General features: G+C 65.5%; 19 protein-coding genes. 12 read left to right on the top strand and 7 right to left on the bottom strand.

From position 1 onward, the window contains the following. The first annotated feature begins 24 nt into the window (after positions 1 to 24). The 3 genes from DKM43_RS10120 (at position 25) to DKM43_RS10110 (ending at position 2,521) form a co-directional block, all read left to right on the top strand. A complete protein-coding gene (locus DKM43_RS10120; protein ID WP_145960499.1) occupies positions 25 to 711 on the top strand; it encodes a Tim44/TimA family putative adaptor protein in 687 nt (228 codons plus the stop codon). A 71-nt stretch (positions 712 to 782) separates the two neighbouring features. After that, positions 783 to 1,949, top strand: a complete 1,167-nt coding sequence (gene mltA / locus DKM43_RS10115) for a murein transglycosylase A (RefSeq protein ID WP_109798484.1) — start codon at positions 783 to 785, stop codon at positions 1,947 to 1,949. Beyond that, positions 1,946 to 2,521: a Smr/MutS family protein gene (locus tag DKM43_RS10110; protein ID WP_109798356.1), complete on the top strand. Its 576-nt coding sequence runs from the start codon at positions 1,946 to 1,948 to the stop codon at positions 2,519 to 2,521. Before mltA ends, DKM43_RS10110 begins: the two co-directional genes overlap by 4 nt. On the opposite strand, the gene DKM43_RS10105 is transcribed toward DKM43_RS10110, so the two are convergent. Further along, positions 2,518 to 3,801: an RsmB/NOP family class I SAM-dependent RNA methyltransferase gene (locus DKM43_RS10105; protein ID WP_109798355.1), complete on the bottom strand. Its 1,284-nt coding sequence runs from the start codon at positions 3,799 to 3,801 to the stop codon at positions 2,518 to 2,520. The genes DKM43_RS10110 and DKM43_RS10105 overlap by 4 nt on opposite strands. 73 nt (positions 3,802 to 3,874) lie before the next feature. Between DKM43_RS10105 and DKM43_RS10100 the strand changes: the two genes are divergently transcribed. Continuing rightward, entirely contained in the window at positions 3,875 to 4,051 is a 177-nt protein-coding gene (locus DKM43_RS10100; RefSeq protein WP_109798354.1) for a DUF1674 domain-containing protein, read from the top strand. Positions 4,052 to 4,103: 52 nt separating this feature from the next. On the opposite strand, the gene DKM43_RS10095 is transcribed toward DKM43_RS10100, so the two are convergent. From DKM43_RS10095 to dksA, 4 genes are all read right to left on the bottom strand, one after another. Continuing rightward, a complete protein-coding gene (locus DKM43_RS10095) occupies positions 4,104 to 4,529 on the bottom strand; it encodes a DUF4112 domain-containing protein (RefSeq protein WP_109798353.1) in 426 nt (141 codons plus the stop codon). Between the two features lie 5 nt (positions 4,530 to 4,534). Beyond that, entirely contained in the window at positions 4,535 to 6,004 is a 1,470-nt protein-coding gene (locus tag DKM43_RS10090) for an ABC transporter substrate-binding protein (protein ID WP_109798352.1), read from the bottom strand. 67 nt (positions 6,005 to 6,071) lie between these two features. Then, the gene (locus tag DKM43_RS10085; RefSeq protein ID WP_201739831.1) at positions 6,072 to 6,428 is read right to left on the bottom strand and encodes a PilZ domain-containing protein; all 357 of its coding nucleotides are present in this window, start codon (positions 6,426 to 6,428) and stop codon (positions 6,072 to 6,074) included. A 192-nt stretch (positions 6,429 to 6,620) separates the two neighbouring features. After that, complete coding sequence (gene dksA, locus DKM43_RS10080; RefSeq protein ID WP_109798350.1) at positions 6,621 to 7,079, bottom strand: RNA polymerase-binding protein DksA; 459 nt, start codon at positions 7,077 to 7,079, stop codon at positions 6,621 to 6,623. A gap of 311 nt (positions 7,080 to 7,390) precedes the next feature. Between dksA and DKM43_RS10075 the strand changes: the two genes are divergently transcribed. After that, positions 7,391 to 7,738: an SEL1-like repeat protein gene (locus DKM43_RS10075; protein ID WP_236632499.1), complete on the top strand. Its 348-nt coding sequence runs from the start codon at positions 7,391 to 7,393 to the stop codon at positions 7,736 to 7,738. 42 nt (positions 7,739 to 7,780) lie between these two features. On the opposite strand, the gene DKM43_RS10070 is transcribed toward DKM43_RS10075, so the two are convergent. Together DKM43_RS10070 and DKM43_RS10065 are read right to left on the bottom strand one after the other, a co-directional pair. Next, positions 7,781 to 8,770 (bottom strand): agmatine deiminase family protein, encoded by a 990-nt coding sequence (locus DKM43_RS10070; protein ID WP_109798349.1) that lies wholly within the window; start codon positions 8,768 to 8,770, stop codon positions 7,781 to 7,783. A 14-nt stretch (positions 8,771 to 8,784) separates the two neighbouring features. Then, positions 8,785 to 10,470: a M28 family metallopeptidase gene (locus tag DKM43_RS10065; RefSeq protein ID WP_109798348.1), complete on the bottom strand. Its 1,686-nt coding sequence runs from the start codon at positions 10,468 to 10,470 to the stop codon at positions 8,785 to 8,787. A gap of 114 nt (positions 10,471 to 10,584) precedes the next feature. On the opposite strand from DKM43_RS10065, the gene DKM43_RS10060 reads away from it, so the two are divergent. The 7 genes from DKM43_RS10060 to DKM43_RS10030 all read left to right on the top strand — a co-directional run bounded on the left by DKM43_RS10060 (position 10,585) and on the right by DKM43_RS10030 (position 18,110). Continuing rightward, on the top strand, positions 10,585 to 13,296 hold the full coding sequence (locus DKM43_RS10060; protein WP_109798482.1) for a bifunctional [glutamine synthetase] adenylyltransferase/[glutamine synthetase]-adenylyl-L-tyrosine phosphorylase: 2,712 nt from the start codon (positions 10,585 to 10,587) through the stop codon (positions 13,294 to 13,296). Further along, positions 13,293 to 13,766, top strand: coding sequence for a peroxiredoxin (locus DKM43_RS10055; protein ID WP_109798347.1), 474 nt, complete (start codon positions 13,293 to 13,295; stop codon positions 13,764 to 13,766). The genes DKM43_RS10060 and DKM43_RS10055 overlap by 4 nt, the downstream gene beginning before the upstream one ends. A gap of 14 nt (positions 13,767 to 13,780) precedes the next feature. Then, positions 13,781 to 14,590, top strand: a complete 810-nt coding sequence (locus tag DKM43_RS10050) for a ferritin-like domain-containing protein (RefSeq protein ID WP_109798346.1) — start codon at positions 13,781 to 13,783, stop codon at positions 14,588 to 14,590. Between the two features lie 193 nt (positions 14,591 to 14,783). Then, positions 14,784 to 15,491: a M23 family metallopeptidase gene (locus DKM43_RS10045; protein WP_109798345.1), complete on the top strand. Its 708-nt coding sequence runs from the start codon at positions 14,784 to 14,786 to the stop codon at positions 15,489 to 15,491. Between the two features lie 271 nt (positions 15,492 to 15,762). Continuing rightward, positions 15,763 to 16,281: a hypothetical protein gene (locus tag DKM43_RS10040; RefSeq protein ID WP_145960498.1), complete on the top strand. Its 519-nt coding sequence runs from the start codon at positions 15,763 to 15,765 to the stop codon at positions 16,279 to 16,281. A 126-nt stretch (positions 16,282 to 16,407) separates the two neighbouring features. After that, on the top strand, positions 16,408 to 17,415 hold the full coding sequence (locus DKM43_RS10035; RefSeq protein ID WP_109798343.1) for a sterol desaturase family protein: 1,008 nt from the start codon (positions 16,408 to 16,410) through the stop codon (positions 17,413 to 17,415). A gap of 5 nt (positions 17,416 to 17,420) precedes the next feature. Continuing rightward, positions 17,421 to 18,110: a hypothetical protein gene (locus tag DKM43_RS10030; protein ID WP_236632498.1), complete on the top strand. Its 690-nt coding sequence runs from the start codon at positions 17,421 to 17,423 to the stop codon at positions 18,108 to 18,110.

The following is an 18,110-nucleotide window of genomic DNA, read 5'->3' as shown; positions in this document are numbered from 1 at the left end:
CGGTCAGTTTCGGGAACCCAGCGCGTGATTGTTCAAATTGTGATTCTGGCGATGATTGCGGCCTTCCTTGGCCTGCGCCTCTATTCGGTTCTGGGCCGCCGCCCTGAACGCGACGAGGAGCCGATGCGCCGCCGGATCGAACAGCCTGATCCTTCGGCGCAGAACCGTCCCGGACAGATCGCCCAGCGCCCGGCCGAAGGCGGCCAGGTTGCGCCGCGCCCGCGCGAGGCAGGACAGCCCGAAGTCCAGACCTTTGACAACAGCGCCGAAGCAGGGGTGCGCGCGATCATCGCGGCTGATCGCCGGTTCGATCTGGCACAGTTCCTTGCCGGATCGAAAGCGGCCTACACGATGATCCTTGAAGCCTTCTGGCGCGGCGACAAGGACGAATTGCGCCAGCTTTGCGATGATGACGTTTACGAAGGCTTTGCCGCGGCCATCGATGCCCGCGTGGCGGCTGGCGAAACCATCGATGCCCGCGTCATCCGCATCGAGGAAGCCCGCATCGTGGCCGCTTCGATCGAAGGCAGGACGGCACGCATCACCGTGCGCTTCCTTGCCGATATCGCTTCGGTCACGCGCGATGCGGATGGCAATGTGATTGCCGGTTCGCTCGACGATGCCATCGAGGCCCGCGATCTGTGGACCTTCCGCCGCGATATTTCCGCGCGCGATCCCGACTGGCTGCTCGACGAAACTGACGAAGCCTGATCCGTCACGGGAAAGCTGCCGTGCTTGCCCGCTTATCGCTTCGCAATGCTGTTCTGGCCGCGCTGGTCCTGATGGGCGGGTGCGTCAGGCTTATCCCTGGCGGCCCGGCACCGACACCGGTCACGCCGCCTGCGATCGTCACGGCGCCCAATGCCGCGCTGGCGGGGATTGCGCGCGGGCCGCTTCCAGCGGGGCTGGGCATGGGGGCAGACAATGCCGCGCGGGCCTTGGGCGCTTTCGTGATTTCGTGCCCGCGCCTCACCCGGCGCACCGATACATCCGGCCTGACCCGGCCCGAAGACTGGACCGCCGCTTGCGCCGCCGCGGCCACATGGCCTGCCGGAGATGCGCAGCGCTTCTTTGCCACCCATTTCGAAACCGCCGAGGTTGGTGGGGGCAATGCCTTCGTCACCGGCTATTTCGAGCCGGAAATCGCAGGCGTGCGCACGCGCCAGCCCGGCTATGACGTGCCGATCTATGGCCTGCCGCCCGATCTGGTGCGGGCGCGGCCGGGCGATGCCCCGCCCCTCCCCGATGGGCGGATGCCGCTTGGCCGCTATGACGAGGCAGGCGTCTTCACCGCCTACTGGGACCGCAGCCAGATCGAGGCAGGCGCACTGGCAGGCAAGGGGCTGGAGATTGGCTGGGCGGCCGATCCGGTCGAAGTATTCTTCCTGCAGATTCAGGGTTCTGGCCGGCTGCGCGGGCCGGATGGCAGCGTGATCCGTCTCGGCTTTGCCGGGCAGAACGGCCATGCCTATACCGGCATCGGATCGCTGATGCGCGAACGCGGGCTGATCGGCAGCGGACCGGGGCAATATTCCGGTTCGATGCAGGGCATCCAGCAGTTCCTGCGCGACAATCCCGCGCAGGGCCGCGTGCTGATGCAGCAGAACCGCAGCTTCGTGTTCTTCCGCGAACTCACCGGGCCGGGGCCGGTGGGCGCACTGAACGTGCCGGTAACAGGCGGCGCAACAGTTGCCGCTGATCCAGCCTATGTGCCGCTGGGCGCACCGGTCTGGCTCCAGCTTGACCGGCGCGAGGCCAGCGGCCTTTGGGTGGCGCAGGATACCGGCGGAGCGATCACCGGCGCCAACCGCTTTGACAGCTTCTGGGGCGCAGGCGCCGAAGCGCGGCGCATTGCAGGTGGCATGTCGGCACGCGGACGCGCGCTGATCCTGCTGCCCAAGGGCGTGCTCGACCGGCTTGACCGCACCGGCACCGTGACCCGGCGATGACCGCCCCTTACGGACTGACGCCCGAAGAGGCGGCACTGTGGGAACGCATTGCGGCCACGATCACTCCGCTCCACCCGCCAAGGCAGAAGGCCAACCCTCCCAGGGCGATGGCGGCGAAGCCCGCTCCCGAAGCCACAACCACCAAACGCGTCAGAGGGCGCATTCCGCCACCCTTGCCGGCACCCGCCGCCGTTTCACCGCCGCCCGCCCGCCCGCTTGAGCGCCACGGGTTGGATTCAAGCTGGGAGCGCAAGCTGGCGCGCGGCGCGATTGCGCCTGACGTGACGATCGATCTGCATGGCCTCGGCCTTGATGCCGCCCATGCCCGCCTCAACGGCGGCATTGCCCAGGCGCTGGCGATGGGCGCGCGGATCATGCTGCTGATCGCGGGCAAGCACCGGCCAAGCGACGAGCACGACCTGCGCGGCTCAAGGCGAGGAGCGATCCGGGCCAAATTGCTCGACTGGCTGGCCCACAGCCCCCACGCGGGCAGGATTGCTGCCGTCCGCCCGGCCCAGCCTCGCCATGGCGGCGCGGGAGCGGTCTATATCGTCCTGCGCAAGGCCCGCTAGCGTCTGGTCCAGCGGGTCGCGAAGAAGCCATCGATGCCGCCATGCTGTGCCAGCATTCCGGGATCGGACCGGAAATGCCCGCCTGTGGCTACAAGACCGGCGGGAAGTTCAGCATCGGTCACGGGCACGGGGGCAAGCCCGGTGAAGGCCGCCGCCTGCGCTTCCCCCTCTTCAGGTTCAAGCGAACAGACCGCATAGACCAGCATTCCTCCCGGCGCGAGCCAGCCCGCGGCACGTTCGAGCATCACGGATTGCAGCGAGGTCAATTCCGGCAGATTGGCCTGACGGTGCAGCACATCGGGATGGCGCCGACAGGTGCCGGTGGCGCTGCACGGGGCATCCAGCAGGATCGCATCGTAGGGCGCATCCGGTTGCCATTGCAGCGCATCCGCCACGACGACTTCGGCATCAAGCCTGCTGCGCCTGAGGTTCTGCGCCAATCGCTCGGTCCTCCGGGCGGATTTGTCCAGCGCGGTCACGCGCCATCCCGCGGCGGCCAGTTGCAGGGTCTTGCCGCCCGGCGCGGCGCACAGATCAAGCGCCCGGCGGCCATGCCCCGCACCCAGCAGGCGCGCGGGCACGCTGGCGGCAAGATCCTGCACCCACCATGCGCCTTCGCGAAAACCGTCGAGCGCATCTACCGCACCCGCGCGGGCAAGCCGGACATGACCGGGACCAAGCGAATGACCGCCGAGACGCTCTGCCCACTGCGCGGTCTGCGCCGGATCACGCAAGGTGAGATCAAGCGGCGGCGGTTCGGCCAGACCTGCGGCAATCGCTTCGGTCCGGCCGGGCCATGCGCTTTGCCAGCGCGCCTCGACAGCGGGCGGAAGCGTGGGGGCGGCGGGCAGCGCGGCGCCGCTGGCTGTGACGGCGGTAAACACGCCATGAGCAAGGCGGCGCGGCCCGCCGCTCAGCAAGGGCAGGCCAGTGGCGACAACCGCATGGCCGGGCAGGCCAAGGCGCAGCGTCTGTGCCAGCATGATGCGCAGCACCGAACGGGCCTTGGCATCTTCGGGCAGGATCTGCCGCGTCGCGCCATCGATCAGGGCATCGAGATCGGCCATCCAGCGCAGGGCTTCCTGTGCAATGGCAAGCGCCAGTGCGCGGTCATCGCCGCGTTCGATGGCGCGCAGGACAGGCGGCGCGGCCTGATCGAGCGGATCGCCCCGCCGCAGCACCGCATCCAGCAGGCGCAGCGCAGCGCGGCGCGCGGCAACGCCGGGGGCTTCATCTGCGTCGGTTGCGCGGGGCTTTGTACGGAACGTTGGCCGGGGCATGGCCCAAGCCTATCGGCGCTTGTGCCCCAATATGCAATTGCAGTTCATTGCGCGAAGGCCCATTTGCACGGTCATGGACAAGCCCTTCACCCGTGCCACCAAGCGCCCGGCAACCTTCACACCGCCTGCGCACTGGACCAATGAACCCGCGCCTGCGCCCAAGGCTATGGAGCGTGGCGATGACCCGGACGGCATCGATCCCACCCGCTTCGGCGATTGGGAAAAGAACGGCATCGCGATCGATTTCTGAAGTTCCGGCCGCGAGGCTTTCCGGCTTGCGGGCTTCGATGGCCAAGTGACGCCTAACCCTCGATCAGGCTTTGACAGGGATGGTGGCGATCAAGATGCCTGCGCAGAATGCGCAGGTTGCGGCTGTTGGAACGGAAGAACACGTCAAAGGCATCGCCGACCAACGGCACCGCCCCAAGCGCGGTATCGAACGCAACATTTGCGCCCATGCGCCACAGTTTCCACTTGGGCAGGCCAAGATTGCGCGCCTCCCACACGATATAGGCCCCCATCGTCGCAGTCAGCAGATCGCCCAGAACCGGCACCAGCCCGGCAAGAGCATCAAGGCCCACTTCGCGCCGTATGCCCGGAATGATGAAACCGCGTTCAAGCACGCGTTCCAGCATTTCCAGACGCTGGCGCACGGCGGCAGGATCGCTGCCAAGGCGGGGCAGCCCGGCGGCAAACGGTTGGGGGCGCGCGGGCCTTGCTCTGTCCATGACTGCTATCTGGGGAGCCATGCCATCGGCGGCAAGGGATGCCATCCCCACGGATTGGGCGCGAAACCCGTTGTGCCGCTGCGCACCATCGACCAGCGCAGCGGCCTGGCCAGCGGAATGAAGCCATTGGCGGCGGTAATCTCGGCCTCGGCCTCGGCCAGAAGGGCCGCACGCGCCGCCGGATCGGTGGCGCGGCGCGCCTCGGCCACGCGTTCGTCCCCCGCCGGGCTGCAAACCGCCTTCTGCACCGTGCAGGACAACTGATTGAGGAACCATGTGGCGCGGGCATAGCGAGCCGCCGCATCAACCAGCCGCAGATCAGCCCGATCGTTTTCGGGCACGCGGCGCACGGCAATGCCGATCCGGGCCAGATCGCGGCGCACCGCATCGAACACGAGGGTTGATCCCGCGCCGTCGGGCATGGCCAGATTGAACGTCGGCAAGGGCTGGCCCGCCGCCTTCCATGCGGCCACGCGGCTCGCCGCCTGGGCCTGCCGTTCCTCCATGGTCATGCCCTGCCAGCGCTCGCCTATGGTCCCGAGATCGTCCTCCGTCTGCGATGAGACGATGCGCGTGGTCGGCTGCCAGCCGCCGATATTGAAGCTCGCAAGCAGGGCATCGCGGTCGATCGCCATGGCCAGCGCCTCGCGGTTGGCGGCCGCACCCAGAAAGCCCTGCGTGTTCGTCACCATCAGCCCGAACAGCCCCGTGACCGGATCAAGCACGACATTCCCGCGCGTGAGGCCGATACGCCCTGCCAGCGGCACCGTATCCACCTTGCCGCCTGTCAGGACATCGACATCGCCCGCATCGAACATGGCCACGGCCCTCGCCGCCGGAACCAGCGAGAGAGCCACCGGCCGGGAACGCGTGGCAAAGTCGGGCTGGCTGGGCAGCCCGCGCGCTTCGGGTGGGATCAGTTCAAGATAGGATGCAGCCGAATCCCGCGGACGGGAAAGCGCCATCGGCCCCGTGCCCTTGCCGCGATAGGCAAGGCTCAGTTCCGGCTGCGCCAGCAAGGTCAAGAGATCGGGCACGGGGGCGGCCAGATCGATCTCGATCACCCGGTTGGCCATGACCCGCACTTCATCAATGGCGGCCAGATCAAGACCCAGCGCCGTGCCCTTGAGCGCCGCGATGGCCTTGCGCAGCACGGCCGCGGTCGTCTCGGCGCTGATTCGCGTCCCATCGGCCCAGGTTCCGTCACGCAGCCGGAAGATGTAACTGCGCCCGTTGTCGGTCACGATCCAGCGATCGGCCAGAGCGGGCACGACGCGCCCCTTCTCGTCGAAGCCGACCAGCCCTTCGTGGGTGGCTGCGCGCAGGAGCTGCGCCGGGGCCGAGAGCCGCGCGCCGGTTTCCCTGAAGGCCGATGCTTCGCCGATCACTGCAACCGCCAGTGCGCCTTCGCGGTTCTGGCCGCACGCGGCCAGAAGCAGAGGCAGAAGCAGGGTTGCAGGCAGAAAGCGGGACATGGCCCGTTGTGTCTAGGCGAGGGTCAGGCCGACGTCCACGTTGCTGTGAACCGCGCGCCGCGATGCCTCAGATCTTGCGGAGCGGCCCTCGCGGAACGCTCATGATCGGCTTGACGAAGCGGGGCGTCGACGGCCCCTCGCCCAGCGGAGCGCGGGCAAGCTTCGGATCAATTTCCTCGACGAAGGCGATGCCGAATCGGTTGTCCTGCACCCAGGCAACCACGCCTTCGACCCAGCCGATGTTGCGCAGGTTAACCTCAAGCCGGGTTCCGCGCTGAACCTTGACTGCGCCTTCGGCCATCATGCCCCCGGCCGAAAGATTGCGCACCTTGATGCGGTGTTCGGCATCGCAATCCAGCAGGCGCACCTCTGCCATGAGGAAAAGGCTGTCGCGCCCCAGCTGGCGATGGTCGTTATCGGTCAACAAAGGTCTCACCAGTCCCGCCCACATCAACGTCCATTACCCAATCCTGCGGATGCCCCTGCGCCCGCGTGGGCAACTATTGCACCCGGCTGTGGACATACTGTAACGAAACAGGGTTAACAGACGGTTTGCACGCCATTTCGTTAACCGCGTTTCCGGCCGGGCAGGCGCCCACCGGAAACTCTGCACACCCTACATGTCGCGAGAGATTTTTTCCCTGCGTTCATGGGCTTGCTGTGCCTCGACCGTCATTGTGGCAATGGGACGTGCGATCAGGCGGCCAAGGCCGATCGGCTCACCGGTTACTTCGCAGTAACCGTATTCGCCCTCATCGATCCGGCGCATGGCCGCATCGATCTTGGCGATCAGCTTGCGCTGGCGGTCGCGCGTGCGCAGTTCGATGCCCCAGTCGGTTTCGCTCGATGCACGGTCGTTGAGGTCAGGCTCGCGAATCGGACCATCCTGAAGGGCCGAAAGCGTTCCCGCAGCAGCGGAGAGGATCGACTTCTTCCATTCAAGCAGCAGGCGGCGGAAATAGTCCTGCTGCGCCTCGTTCATGTAGGGTTCGTCTTCGGTTGGCACGTAATCGCCCGGCATGGCGCGGCGCGCCTTTGCCAGAACATCAATCTCGTCACTCAGCACCCCAGCCATTCGGCCCTCCGCATAACAAGCTATCCGCCCCTCCCGGCCTGCATTCTTTTCCGTTTCCGGCGTGCAAGCTTCTTTGCTGGCGCGCCTATAGAATTGGCCAGTGACCGGCACAAGCGATTAGGCGGCCATCGTGCATTAAGGTGGCCTGAAGTGTGATGGGCGGCACAACAGTTTTCCCACGCTTTCCGATCCGGATTGCGGAGAGCCAATGCGCGTTAACCAATTGTTGACCAAGATTGTTGACCTTGGCCTTCGTGAAAGCGCCCCTGGAAGGTTCGGGGACCGGCTTTCCTTGAAGGGGGTTTGGGGTCATGACGAAAGCCTGGATCAAGCTGGTGCCCGATACGGCGGCGCCTTCCATCGCCGCCGAAAGCAGCAACGCGGCCGATCTTCTGGTGGCAAGCTGCCTTGCCGCTGCGGCCAATGGCGATTGCAACGCGCTGTTCGATCTTGGGGTGGCCTATTCCACCGGCAGCCACGGCGTGCCTTGCGACATGATCGAGGCACACAAGTGGTTCAACCTTGCAGCCGTGGGCGGCCACGAGGAGGCGGCCTGCTGCCGCGCCGACGTGGCCGAGGAAATGACCGCGCGAGAGATTGCCGAAGCCCAGCGGCGCGCCCGCGAGTGGCTGCGTGCAGGCCGCGCTGCCGCAGCCTGAAATCCGTAAGGAACGGAAAGACTTACGGCAAAAGGCCCTGACTCAGGCCGATGGCATCTGCTGGCTGGCGCAGTGAAAGCCGCCGCCCCCAGCCAGCACCGCATCGGCCATGACGCCCACGGTTTCGCGGCCGGGAAAAAGCTCGGCAATCGCGGCCACGCCATCGCTGTCGTGCGGTGATCCGAATACCGGCACGACCACCAGCTTCGTCGTGATGACAAAGTTCATGTAGCTGGCGGGCTGCACCACGCCGTCCCATTCGATTCGCCCCGGCGAGGGCACTTCGGCCAGATTAACGCCTGCATCATGCGCGCGCGCGCGCGCATCGGCATAGATCGCGGCATTGGGATCATCCCGCCCCGTTGCCCGCGGCAGGGCCAGCCGGTTGGGCGCGACAAACCGGGCCAGATTGTCGACATGACCATCGGTATGGTCGTTTATCAGCCCGTCACCCAGCCACAGGACACGGTCATAGCCCAGATCGCGCAGCAGGCGCGCCTCAAGATCGGCGCGTGACAGGTGCGGATTGCGGTTGGGATTGAGCAGGCACTGCTCAGTGGTTGCGACAAGGCCGGTGCCATCGCCATCGAGCGCACCTCCTTCAAGGATCCAGTCAGCCTTCTCGCCCGTCTCCAGCCCCGCAGATGCGGCCAGATCCGCGCCGATCGCCTGATCGCCCGGCATAAGGTACTTCCCGCCCCAGCCATTGAAGCCGAACAGACGGGCACACCGTTGGCCCGTGCTGCTGCGGACCACCAGCGGCCCGGTATCGCGCAGCCAGACATCGCCGTAGGTGCGTTCCTCAAGGATCACCATCGACGAGACGAGCGCCCGTGCCCGCGCGGCATTGGCCGCATCGCGCACCACCAGCCGCACCTCCTGTCCGCTTTCGGCAACGGCACTGGCAAAGGCTGCGATCTGTTCCTGCGCGCGATCGATGACGCCCGACCATTCTTCCGCCAGATGGGGAAAGCCTACCCACAGCCAGTCCTGCGGGTGCCATTCAGGGGGCATGGTGAAATCGGGCGTCATCTCGGTGCCTGTCCTTATTTCATGCCTGCGCGGCTCTGGTCGCGAATCGCGCGGAACTCGTCGCCCGCGTTCCAGTTGGGCCAGTCGGTTCCTTCGGACAGCGGGCGGCCGAGCCGGTAGTAGAGGTCCACTTCCTGCGCAATCCCGCGCATGTCCCAGCTATCGGCATATTCGTCGCTTGGCTGGTGATAGCGGTTGGCCACATAATCTTCTGCCAGCGCCCGGCCCGCCGCCTTGCCGCCTTCGACCAGATCGCTGCCGCGCTTCACGTAGAACATCGGCACGCCCCGCTTGGCGAGGCTGAAATGGTCGGACCGGTAGTAATAGCCCTTCTCCGGGCTGTCCTCAGGCCCCGTGGCAAGATCGAGTTCTTTGGCCACGCGGGCAAGGATGGCCGAAAGTTCGGACTTGTCGCCCCCGGTAACGGCGATGTCGCGCGCAGGACCGCCGGGATAAAGCGCATCGATGTTGACCCCGCCCACGGTGCGCTCCAGCGGGAAGACAGGGTTGCGGGCATAGTATTCCGAGCCGAGCAGGCCCGATTCTTCGAGCGTCCAGGCCAGATAAACCGAACTGCGCCGCGTCGGCCCTGCCTTCCGGTTCATGTCCGCCAGCGCCACCAGCGCGGCAATGCCAGTCGCATTGTCAACCGCACCGTTGCAGATGTCATCGCCGCTGGCATCGGGCTTGCAACGGCCAAGATGGTCCCAGTGCGCGGAATAGAGGACATATTCATCCGGTGCCTGCGTGCCTGGCTGGATGCCCACGACATTGCGCGAAACCGAACGCGTGATCGCCGATTTGAACGAGAGGCTGGCCTTGAGACCTAGCGGCACCGGCCGGAACCCCTTCTGCCCGGCAGCCTTGACCATAGCGCCGAGATCCTTGCCCGCCGCCTTGAACAGGCTTTCGGCAGCGGCCTTCTGAATCCAGCCATTGAATGCGGTCTGGTCGGCTCCGTCATTGGGCGTCGCCACGAAGTGCTGATCGCCCGACCAGCTCGATTCCACCACGTTCCAGCCATAGGCAGCGGGAAAGGTATCATGGACGAGAATCGCACCCGTTGCCCCTTGCCGCGCCGCTTCCTCGAACTTGTAGGTCCAGCGCCCGTAATAGGTCATGCGGCGGCCCTTGAAGGGGCCATCCTCGGTTTCCATGGCATAATCGGGATCGTTGACGAGGATGACCGCGGTCTTCCCCTTCATGTCAATCCCGGCATAGTCGTTCCAGCCCAGCTCCGGCGCATTCACGCCATAGCCGACGAAGACCAGATCGCTGTCCTTCACGCGGGTTTCGGGCACCACCCGGTAGCTGCCTGCCACGAAATCCCTGCCGTGCAGGAACGAAAGCGTCGCACCCTTTCCTCCGCGCACGCTGAGCGGCGAGAAATCACTTGCGTTCATGGTAACGGTCGGAACGTCCTGATACCATGAACCCTTGTTGCCCGGCGCAAGACCCGCCGCCTTGAACCGCGCCACGATTTCCTCAAGCGTTGCCTGCTCCTCGCCACTGGCAGGCCCGCGCCCGGCCAGGTCGTCGGAAGCGAGCGTCTTGATCACCTCGCGCATCAGACCCTCATTGACAGGCGGTGGGCTGGCAGTTGGACCAAGCGCCAGCGCCGCACTGCCGGGAACGGCAGCGGCAAGCGAAAGGGCAAAAAGCGAAGCGGACGCAAGACCGCCAATCCTGGGAAGAAACATGGGACAACTCCGAAATTGTCTTTGGGCAATCTGCCAATAACCTAGCTGGCAGAGCCCCATGCGAACCGCAAGCCGACTTGAAGCGCGTGGCCAATGCGGGCATCGCAAGGCGCGATGAACGAAACAGCGCACGACTTCGCCCACGCCCTTGCCCGCGCCCGCACTTGCGCGCCGTTCCTGTCGCGCGCGCTGGACCGGCTGCCCGAACTGGAAGTGCTGCTGGCATCCGGCGAGGTGGAGGAGGCGCTGAGACAGGCCCGTGCAGCGGGAAACGGCATCGACGATATCGCAGTTGCCCTGCGACGCGAGCGGCTGGCGCTGGCGCTCGTCGTGGCCATCGGCGATCTGGCGGGCGCCTTTCCCCTTGCGCGCGTCGTTTCCGAACTGTCGGATTTTGCGGACCGTTCGCTCGATGCCGCCATTGCCGCCGCCATCCGACGTCGCACGCCCGATGCCGCGCCCGCTGGCTTTGCCGCCATCGCTCTGGGCAAGCACGGCGCACAGGAACTGAACTATTCGTCGGATATCGATCCGATCCTGCTTTACGATCCCGATGTCCTGCCCCGGCGGGACCGCGATGATCCGGCCGAGGCCGCGCAGCGCGTGGCGCGCGCACTGATGGAAATCATGTCGGCCGTGACAGACGAGGGATATGTCTTCCGGGTCGACCTGAGGCTTCGTCCCGCCTCGGAAGTCAGCCCTTTGGCCCTGCCCTTCGATGCGGCGATCACCCATTACGAATCGAGCGCGCTGGCGTGGGAGCGCGCTGCCTACATCCGCGCCCGCGCCGCATCGGGCGATGTGGCTGCCGGGCAGGCATTCCTCGATACGATCCGCCCCTTCGTGTGGCGGCGCAGCCTTGATTTCGGCGCGATTGCCGAAATCGGGCGCCTGACCACGCGCATCCGCGATCACTACTCCGCAGGGCAGGCCATTGGCCCTGGCTATGATCTCAAGCGCGGGCGCGGCGGCATCCGCGAGGTGGAGTTCTTTGCCCAGACGCACCAGTTGATTCATGGCGGACGCAATCCCTCGCTGCGCCTTCGCGGCACGCGCGCCAGCCTTGATGCGCTGGCGCAGGCGGGCATCATCGCGGCCGATGACGCGCACATCATGGGCGAATGCTATGACCGCCTGCGCACGCTGGAACACCGCTTGCAGATGATGGCCGACCAGCAGACCCATGCGCTCCCCATGGATAGCGCTGGTATTGAAGCGGTGGCACGGCTTGACGGCTTGCCGGGCGGCGAGGCGCTGATCGCGGAGCTTGCGGAGATTTCGGAAACCGTCGGCAGCCGGTTCGATGCGCTGATTGCAACCTTTGCGCCAACTGGCGCGGTTACGGTGGAGGCAACCCCGCTGGCGGCGGAACTGGAGGCGCTGGGCTTTGATAATGCCGAAGCACTGGCCACGCGGGTCGATGGCTGGGACGGCGGGCAATACCGCTGCCTGCGCTCGGCCGAGGCCCGCGAAGCCTTTGCCCACATGCGCCCGCACCTGCTGCGCGCTCTGGCCGAAGCCCCCGATCCCGAACGCGCGCTGCTGCGTTGGGAACAGTTGCTGGGCGGGCTGCCCAGCGCAATCAACGTGTTCCGCCTGCTTGATGCGCGTCCTGGCCTGATGGCGGTGGTCATGCGCATCCTTGCCCATGCGCCGGTTCTGGCCGACGAGCTGGCGCGCCGGTCGGACCTGCTGGATACCCTGATTGATCGCAGCGCCTTCGATCTGCCCGGCAGCGTCGAGGACATAGCGGTCGAACTCGCGCGCGGCGAGGCGGGCGACGATTACCAGCGTCTGCTCGACAATGTGCGCGTGCGGGTGGGCGAGATGCGCTTTGCCCTGGGAGTGCAGCTCATTGAAGGGCAGCATGATCCGCTTGCCGTGGCGGCCGCGCTCAGCCGCGTGGCCGAGGCTGCCATTCTGGTGCTGGGCCGCGCCGCAATCGAGGAGTTCCGGCACAATCACGGCGTCGTGCCGGACAGCGATCTTGCCATTCTCGGCCTTGGGCGGCTGGGCGGGGCTGCGCTCACCCACGCTTCGGACCTTGATCTGGTGTTCCTGTTCAGCGGCGACCACGGCGGCGAATCCGATGGACGCCGCCCGCTGGGCGCAACGCTCTATTACAACCGGCTGGCGCAGCGGGTGATCGCGGCGCTCTCGGTGCCGACGGCGGCGGGCGCGCTCTATGAGGTGGACACGCGGCTGCGCCCATCGGGCGCACAGGGTCCGATTTCGGTAAGCCTCGACAGCTTCGAGCGATACCAGTGCGAGGACGCCTGGACATGGGAACACATGGCGCTGTGCCGCGCACGCCCCCTGTTCGGCACGTCGGCAGACCGCAACCGCCTGTGCGCCATCATCAGGCGGGTGCAGGACGCGCCGCGCGATCCGGCAAAGTTGCGCGCCGATGTGCTGGAAATGCGCGTCACCATGGCGGAACACAAGCCGCCCAAGGGGCCGCTCGACGTGAAGCTGGCGCGCGGCGGGCTGGTGGACATCGAGTTCATGGTCCACTTCCTGCAACTGCACGCGCACCTTGCCCATACGCCCGACCTTGGCGAGGCAGTGCGGGTGCTTGAGGAAGAGGGTCTTCTGCCATCCGGCCTGCGGGCCGCGCACGATCTGATGACCCGGCTGCTGGTGGTGGTGCGGCTGGTTGCCCCTGATGGCATGTATCCGCCGGAGGCGAGCCGGGGCATCGTCGCGCGGGCATGCGGCTGCGACGACTGGGACGGCCTGCTTTCGGCAGTTCTCGCGGCACGGCGGCAGGTTTGCCTCGGATGGCGGCAGGTTTTCGGGATCGAACTGGAGGTTGAACAAGGATGAGCGGACGAATTGGAGCGGGCGATGCGTTTCCCGATATGGCGATGACAACGCCCGATGGCGGCAGCGTTAAGGCAGCGGACTTTGCCGGACGCAAGCTGGTCGTGTTCTTCTATCCCAAGGACGACACCCCCGGCTGCACCACTGAGAACAAGGACTTTTCGGCACTTCACGCCGATTTCGAGGCTGCGGGCGTGGCCGTTCTGGGGGTGAGCAAGGATCCACCCGCAAAGCATGCGAAGTTTGCCGCGAAGCACGGCCTTACCGTGCCGCTCGCCACCGATGCCGAAACGGGGGGTGTTTCCGATGCCCTCGGCATCTGGACCGAAAAGTCGATGTATGGCCGCACCTACATGGGCATGGAGCGCACGACCTATCTGGTCGGGCCGGATGGCCGGATCGCGCAGGTCTGGAACAAGGTGAAGGTCAAGGGCCACGCCGAAGAGGTGCTGGCGGCGGCGCGGGCGCTCTGACAGGTCGCAGGCGCATGAGGGAAGACGGCCGGATCGGAGAGACTCTGGCGCAGGCGGTTCGCGCAGCCATGCTGGCCGCCGAGCCGCGGGCCAAGGTCATGGCTACACGCGAGGTAGTGCGGCGCTGGGGCGCAGGTGCGCTTGCCTTTGCCTTCGACGTGGCCATGCCCGATGTGCCCGGCCGCCCCGCCCGGCCCCAACTGCTCCCGCCCGCCGCGATGCCCAAGCGCGGGCGCGGCGGATCGGAACGGGGGCGCATCGCGCTGATCCACGCGCTGGCCCATATCGAGTTCGTGGCAATCGACCTTGCGCTCGATGCAGTCGGCCGGTTCGGCGAACAGATGGGGCGAACTTTCGTGGACGACTGGCTTTCGGTTGCCGCGGACGAGGCGATGCACTTTGCCCTGCTGGCGCGCCGCCTGCGCACGATGGGCAGCTTTTACGGGGCAATGCCCGCCCACGACGGCCTGTGGGATGCCGCGCGCGAGACCGCGCACGATGTCGCCGCGCGGCTTGCCGTGGTGCCCATGGTGCTGGAGGCGCGCGGGCTGGACGTGACGCCGCTCACGATCGAACGCTTCCGGGCAGCGGGCGACGAACGCTCGGCACGGATACTGAAACGAATCCTTGACGACGAAATCCGCCATGTGCGGTTTGGCACAACCCATTTCATCGCGGTGTGCGAAGAACGCGGGGAATCGCCGCCGCGCCATTGGAAAACCTTGGTCGAACGGCACTTTCGCGGCGTGGTTAAGCCGCCGTTCAACGACTCGGCGCGTCGATCAGCCGGTCTGTCGCGCGATTTCATGGCAGGGGTTGCCTAAGCGCAACACCCTCGCCTACCCCAACTCACGAGATGGCGGGGGGTTTCCGACCAGCTCTGAAAATACCGGGCAGCAGGGCCGATCCGGTCCGCTGTCCAAAGCTGGGTTCGCCTTGGGTTGGCGCGGACCGGCTCCCCAAAGGCCGCAAAAGGCCGGAGCCGGAAAGCGGAAGAAAAGGGTCACAAGGGTCGTAATGTTCTTCAACATCAAAGCCTTCAAGACTGCATTCAGCGCCCTTTCGGCAGTTGTTGCATTCGCTTCCGCCCCGGCATTCGCCAACAGCGCCGCTGTTGATGTGGCCGCCCCGCTCCGCAACGTCGAAGCTGCCAAGGCAGGCGTTCCCGCTGATCGCGGCGATGAAGAGTTCCGCCGCCTTTTCTCAAGCTGGCAGCAGCTCGACAATGGCATCCTTCCTGCGGCAAAGCCCGTGGCCAGCCGCCCCACTTCAGTTTCCATCCCCACCCTGATCCCGGTTGCCATCAGCCGACTTTCCAGCAACTTCGGCATGCGCGAGCATCCGGTGCTGGGCGGCCGCCGCGCGCACAAGGGTGTTGATCTTTCCGCCCCCACCGGCACGCCTATCCGCGCCACGGCTGATGGCGTGGTCGAAAGGGCTGACTGGTTCGGCGGCTATGGTCTCTATGTCCAGCTTGGCCACGGCGCTGCCATGGAAACGCGCTATGGCCACATGTCGCGGATCGCGGTTGCCGAAGGGCAGCAGGTGCGCAAGGGAGACATCATCGGCTATGTCGGTTCGACCGGCCGTTCGACCGGCCCCCACCTGCACTATGAAGTGCGTGTTGCCGGTGAAGCGGTGAACCCCATGCCCTACATGCACGGCAAGGGCGAAGCGCTTTACGCCTCGGAAGAGCACGATCACATGGGCGGACCTGAAGAATAAGGTTCAGTCAGGCTCAAACGGACAAGGCAAAAGCCTGCCGCATTGCATCTTGGAGAGGATGCGGAAAGGGGCGCCGATCGTGGCGCCCTTTTCTTTTTGTCTCGCTCTTCTTCCAGTCTCGAATTGCCCGTGATTGAAACCTGAGCCTTGCCGGGCAGCGCGCTGCCAGTCTTGACCTGCCGGTAACGCGAATCGGCTTATGGCAGGGCGCATGGACGAACGCCGCAATCGGCATGGCAAACGCCCCGCCCGAAATCTCCCCTGGCAGATCATGCTGCCTTTCGCGCTGCCCTTTATGCTGACACTGGCGCTGATCGTAACCATCGGCGAAGCATGGCCCCGCCAGATCGCACCGGGATCGGGATTGAAGTTCGAGGGCCTGATCGCATCGACGCTGACCGCCGCACTCGTGTGGCATCGCACGGCACGGCAGCACGATCAGCGCCACTTCCGGATTCTGGTGGGCTGCCTTTGCGCGGTGACAGGAATGATGGGATGGCCGGTCTGGACGCTGGGCATTCTGCCAAGCATCAACGGCAGCATTCTGCATGACGAGCGCGAAAGCACGATGCGGCTGGCCGGGCTTGAGACCAGCCAGAAGACCCGCCAGCGGGGCCTCTATCATTGGGCACGGGTTGAACCGCTGATCCAGGCACCGCCGATCGCGGCCGGGCGGCTCTTCATTGCCGAGGACATGTGGCAACGGCTTGCGCGCAGCCGCCCCGATACGGTCCGCGTCCGCTACGCTGACGGCCTTCTGGGAGAACGGGTCATCCTTGGGCTGCGGTGAAACCCCGCATACGTCATTCGGCGCGTATACGACCGAGGGCCAGCGCGGCAGGTAACGACGGTGATATTACTGATTCGCAGATCAGTATTACGCAAGTAGCCGTTTGTTATTACTGGGAAAAGCGATATGGCAGGCGTTCAGGTTGGCAACCGGATCATCGGCGCGGATTCACCCGTCACCATCGGATGGGAGAATGTGCCGAAGGTGGAAGGCGGCCCCTTCAAGCGAGCCTTCTTCACGTGGTTCCAGCCCACCGTGCTCTTCGCGCTGATCCTGTTCTGGTATTATGCCCCGAACGACATCGCGAAGGCATCGACCGCGCTCTATATCGGCATCGGCTTCAAGGTGTTCCTCCTTGCGCTGGAATGGGTGAACCCGCGCTTCCGCAGCTGGCAGCTTACCTGGAAGGAACTGGTGACGGACCTGTTCTATGTCGGGCTGGGTTACACCATCCTGCGCGTGGTTGACAGCTTCATCGGTTCGGATGCGATCATCACCGCTATTCAGGGCAGCTTCGACTTCGGCAAACTGAACTGGTTCACCGGGCTGCCGCTTCTGGTGCAGGCATTCCTGATCTCGTTCATTTTCGATTTCGGGCAATACTGGATGCACCGCGGGATGCACAACTGGTATCCCCTGTGGCTGACCCACGCGCCGCACCACTACATCACCCAACTCAACATCAACAAGGGCGCGGTCGGCAATCCGGTGGAACTGTTCCTGATCGGACTGGGCATCGGCGGGTTCTTCGACTTTCTGCCGCGGGCCTTCCTGCTGGCCGGCACCTTCGGCATGGCGGTGAGCACCTATCAGCACATCAACGTGCGCTTCAACACGCCTGCATGGTGGCGATTCATCTTCAACACCACCGAACATCACAGCGTGCACCATTCGCAGGACTACGAGGCGAGCCGCAGCAACTATTCGGGCACGTGGATCTTCATCGACCGCATCTTCGGAACCTGCGTGGATGGCGAAGCGGAACTGCTGGGCATGGAAGGCGGCCGCCGCATGTCGATCCGCGAGGCCATGCACTTCCCCTTCTCGGAAGGATGGAAATCGATCAGGGCGCGCCTTGGCCGCCGCACTACCACTGGCGGATTTGACGATCACGCTGCAATCCCGGCGGAGTAAGCGACGTGGCATCATCGGCCTGGCCAGAATCTGCGACACCCATCAGCGGCGGCGAACAGCGCACTGTCAGGGACGGCGGAAACCTTCGGCTGATCGACTGGATCTGGACGGCGCGCGGCGAAGTTCCCCTGCCGGACGGGCTGAGCGCTGATGAAGCGCTGGACCGGATCGAACCGATCTTTGCCGAAGCGCCGCGCACCAGCTATGTGCGCGAAGCCGGCACGCTGCACTATGCCAAGAAAGATCCTGCGGCGCAGGACACGCTCTCAGCGTTCGAAAAGGGCACGCTTGCGGTTGATGTGGGCGCTGCCGGGCCGGTTGTGCGCTACCGGCTGACCAGCCGGATCCTGCTGTTCTGCTTCCTGCTGCCGCTGCTGTTCATCGGCTTTGGCCAGATCACCCTGGCCGCCGGGGAATACCAGAAGGCCAAGGCCGAAGCGAAAGCCAAGGCCGAGCCGGAGAAGGCCAAGAAGGACGAGAAGAAGGTTCTGGAACTGCACCCCATCGACAAGATGCTGGGCGCGCCTGCGCCGGAAAAGCCAAAGGACGGCGAAGGCGGCAGCCGCAAGCGCAAGCCTTCGGCCACGGCAGCCTATGTCTTCGCGGGCTTCTTCGTCATTCTCTATCTGGTCGGCCGCTTTCTGGAGCCGTGGCTGGTCCGCCGTCTGCTGCGGCGCAAGCTGAGCGGGGCATAA

It is taken from the genome of Novosphingobium meiothermophilum, from assembly GCF_003171715.1.
Classification (GTDB): domain Bacteria; phylum Pseudomonadota; class Alphaproteobacteria; order Sphingomonadales; family Sphingomonadaceae; genus Novosphingobium; species Novosphingobium meiothermophilum.
The sequence above is the reverse complement of the archived record's forward strand: the minus strand, read 5'-3'. Positions and strand labels throughout refer to the sequence as shown.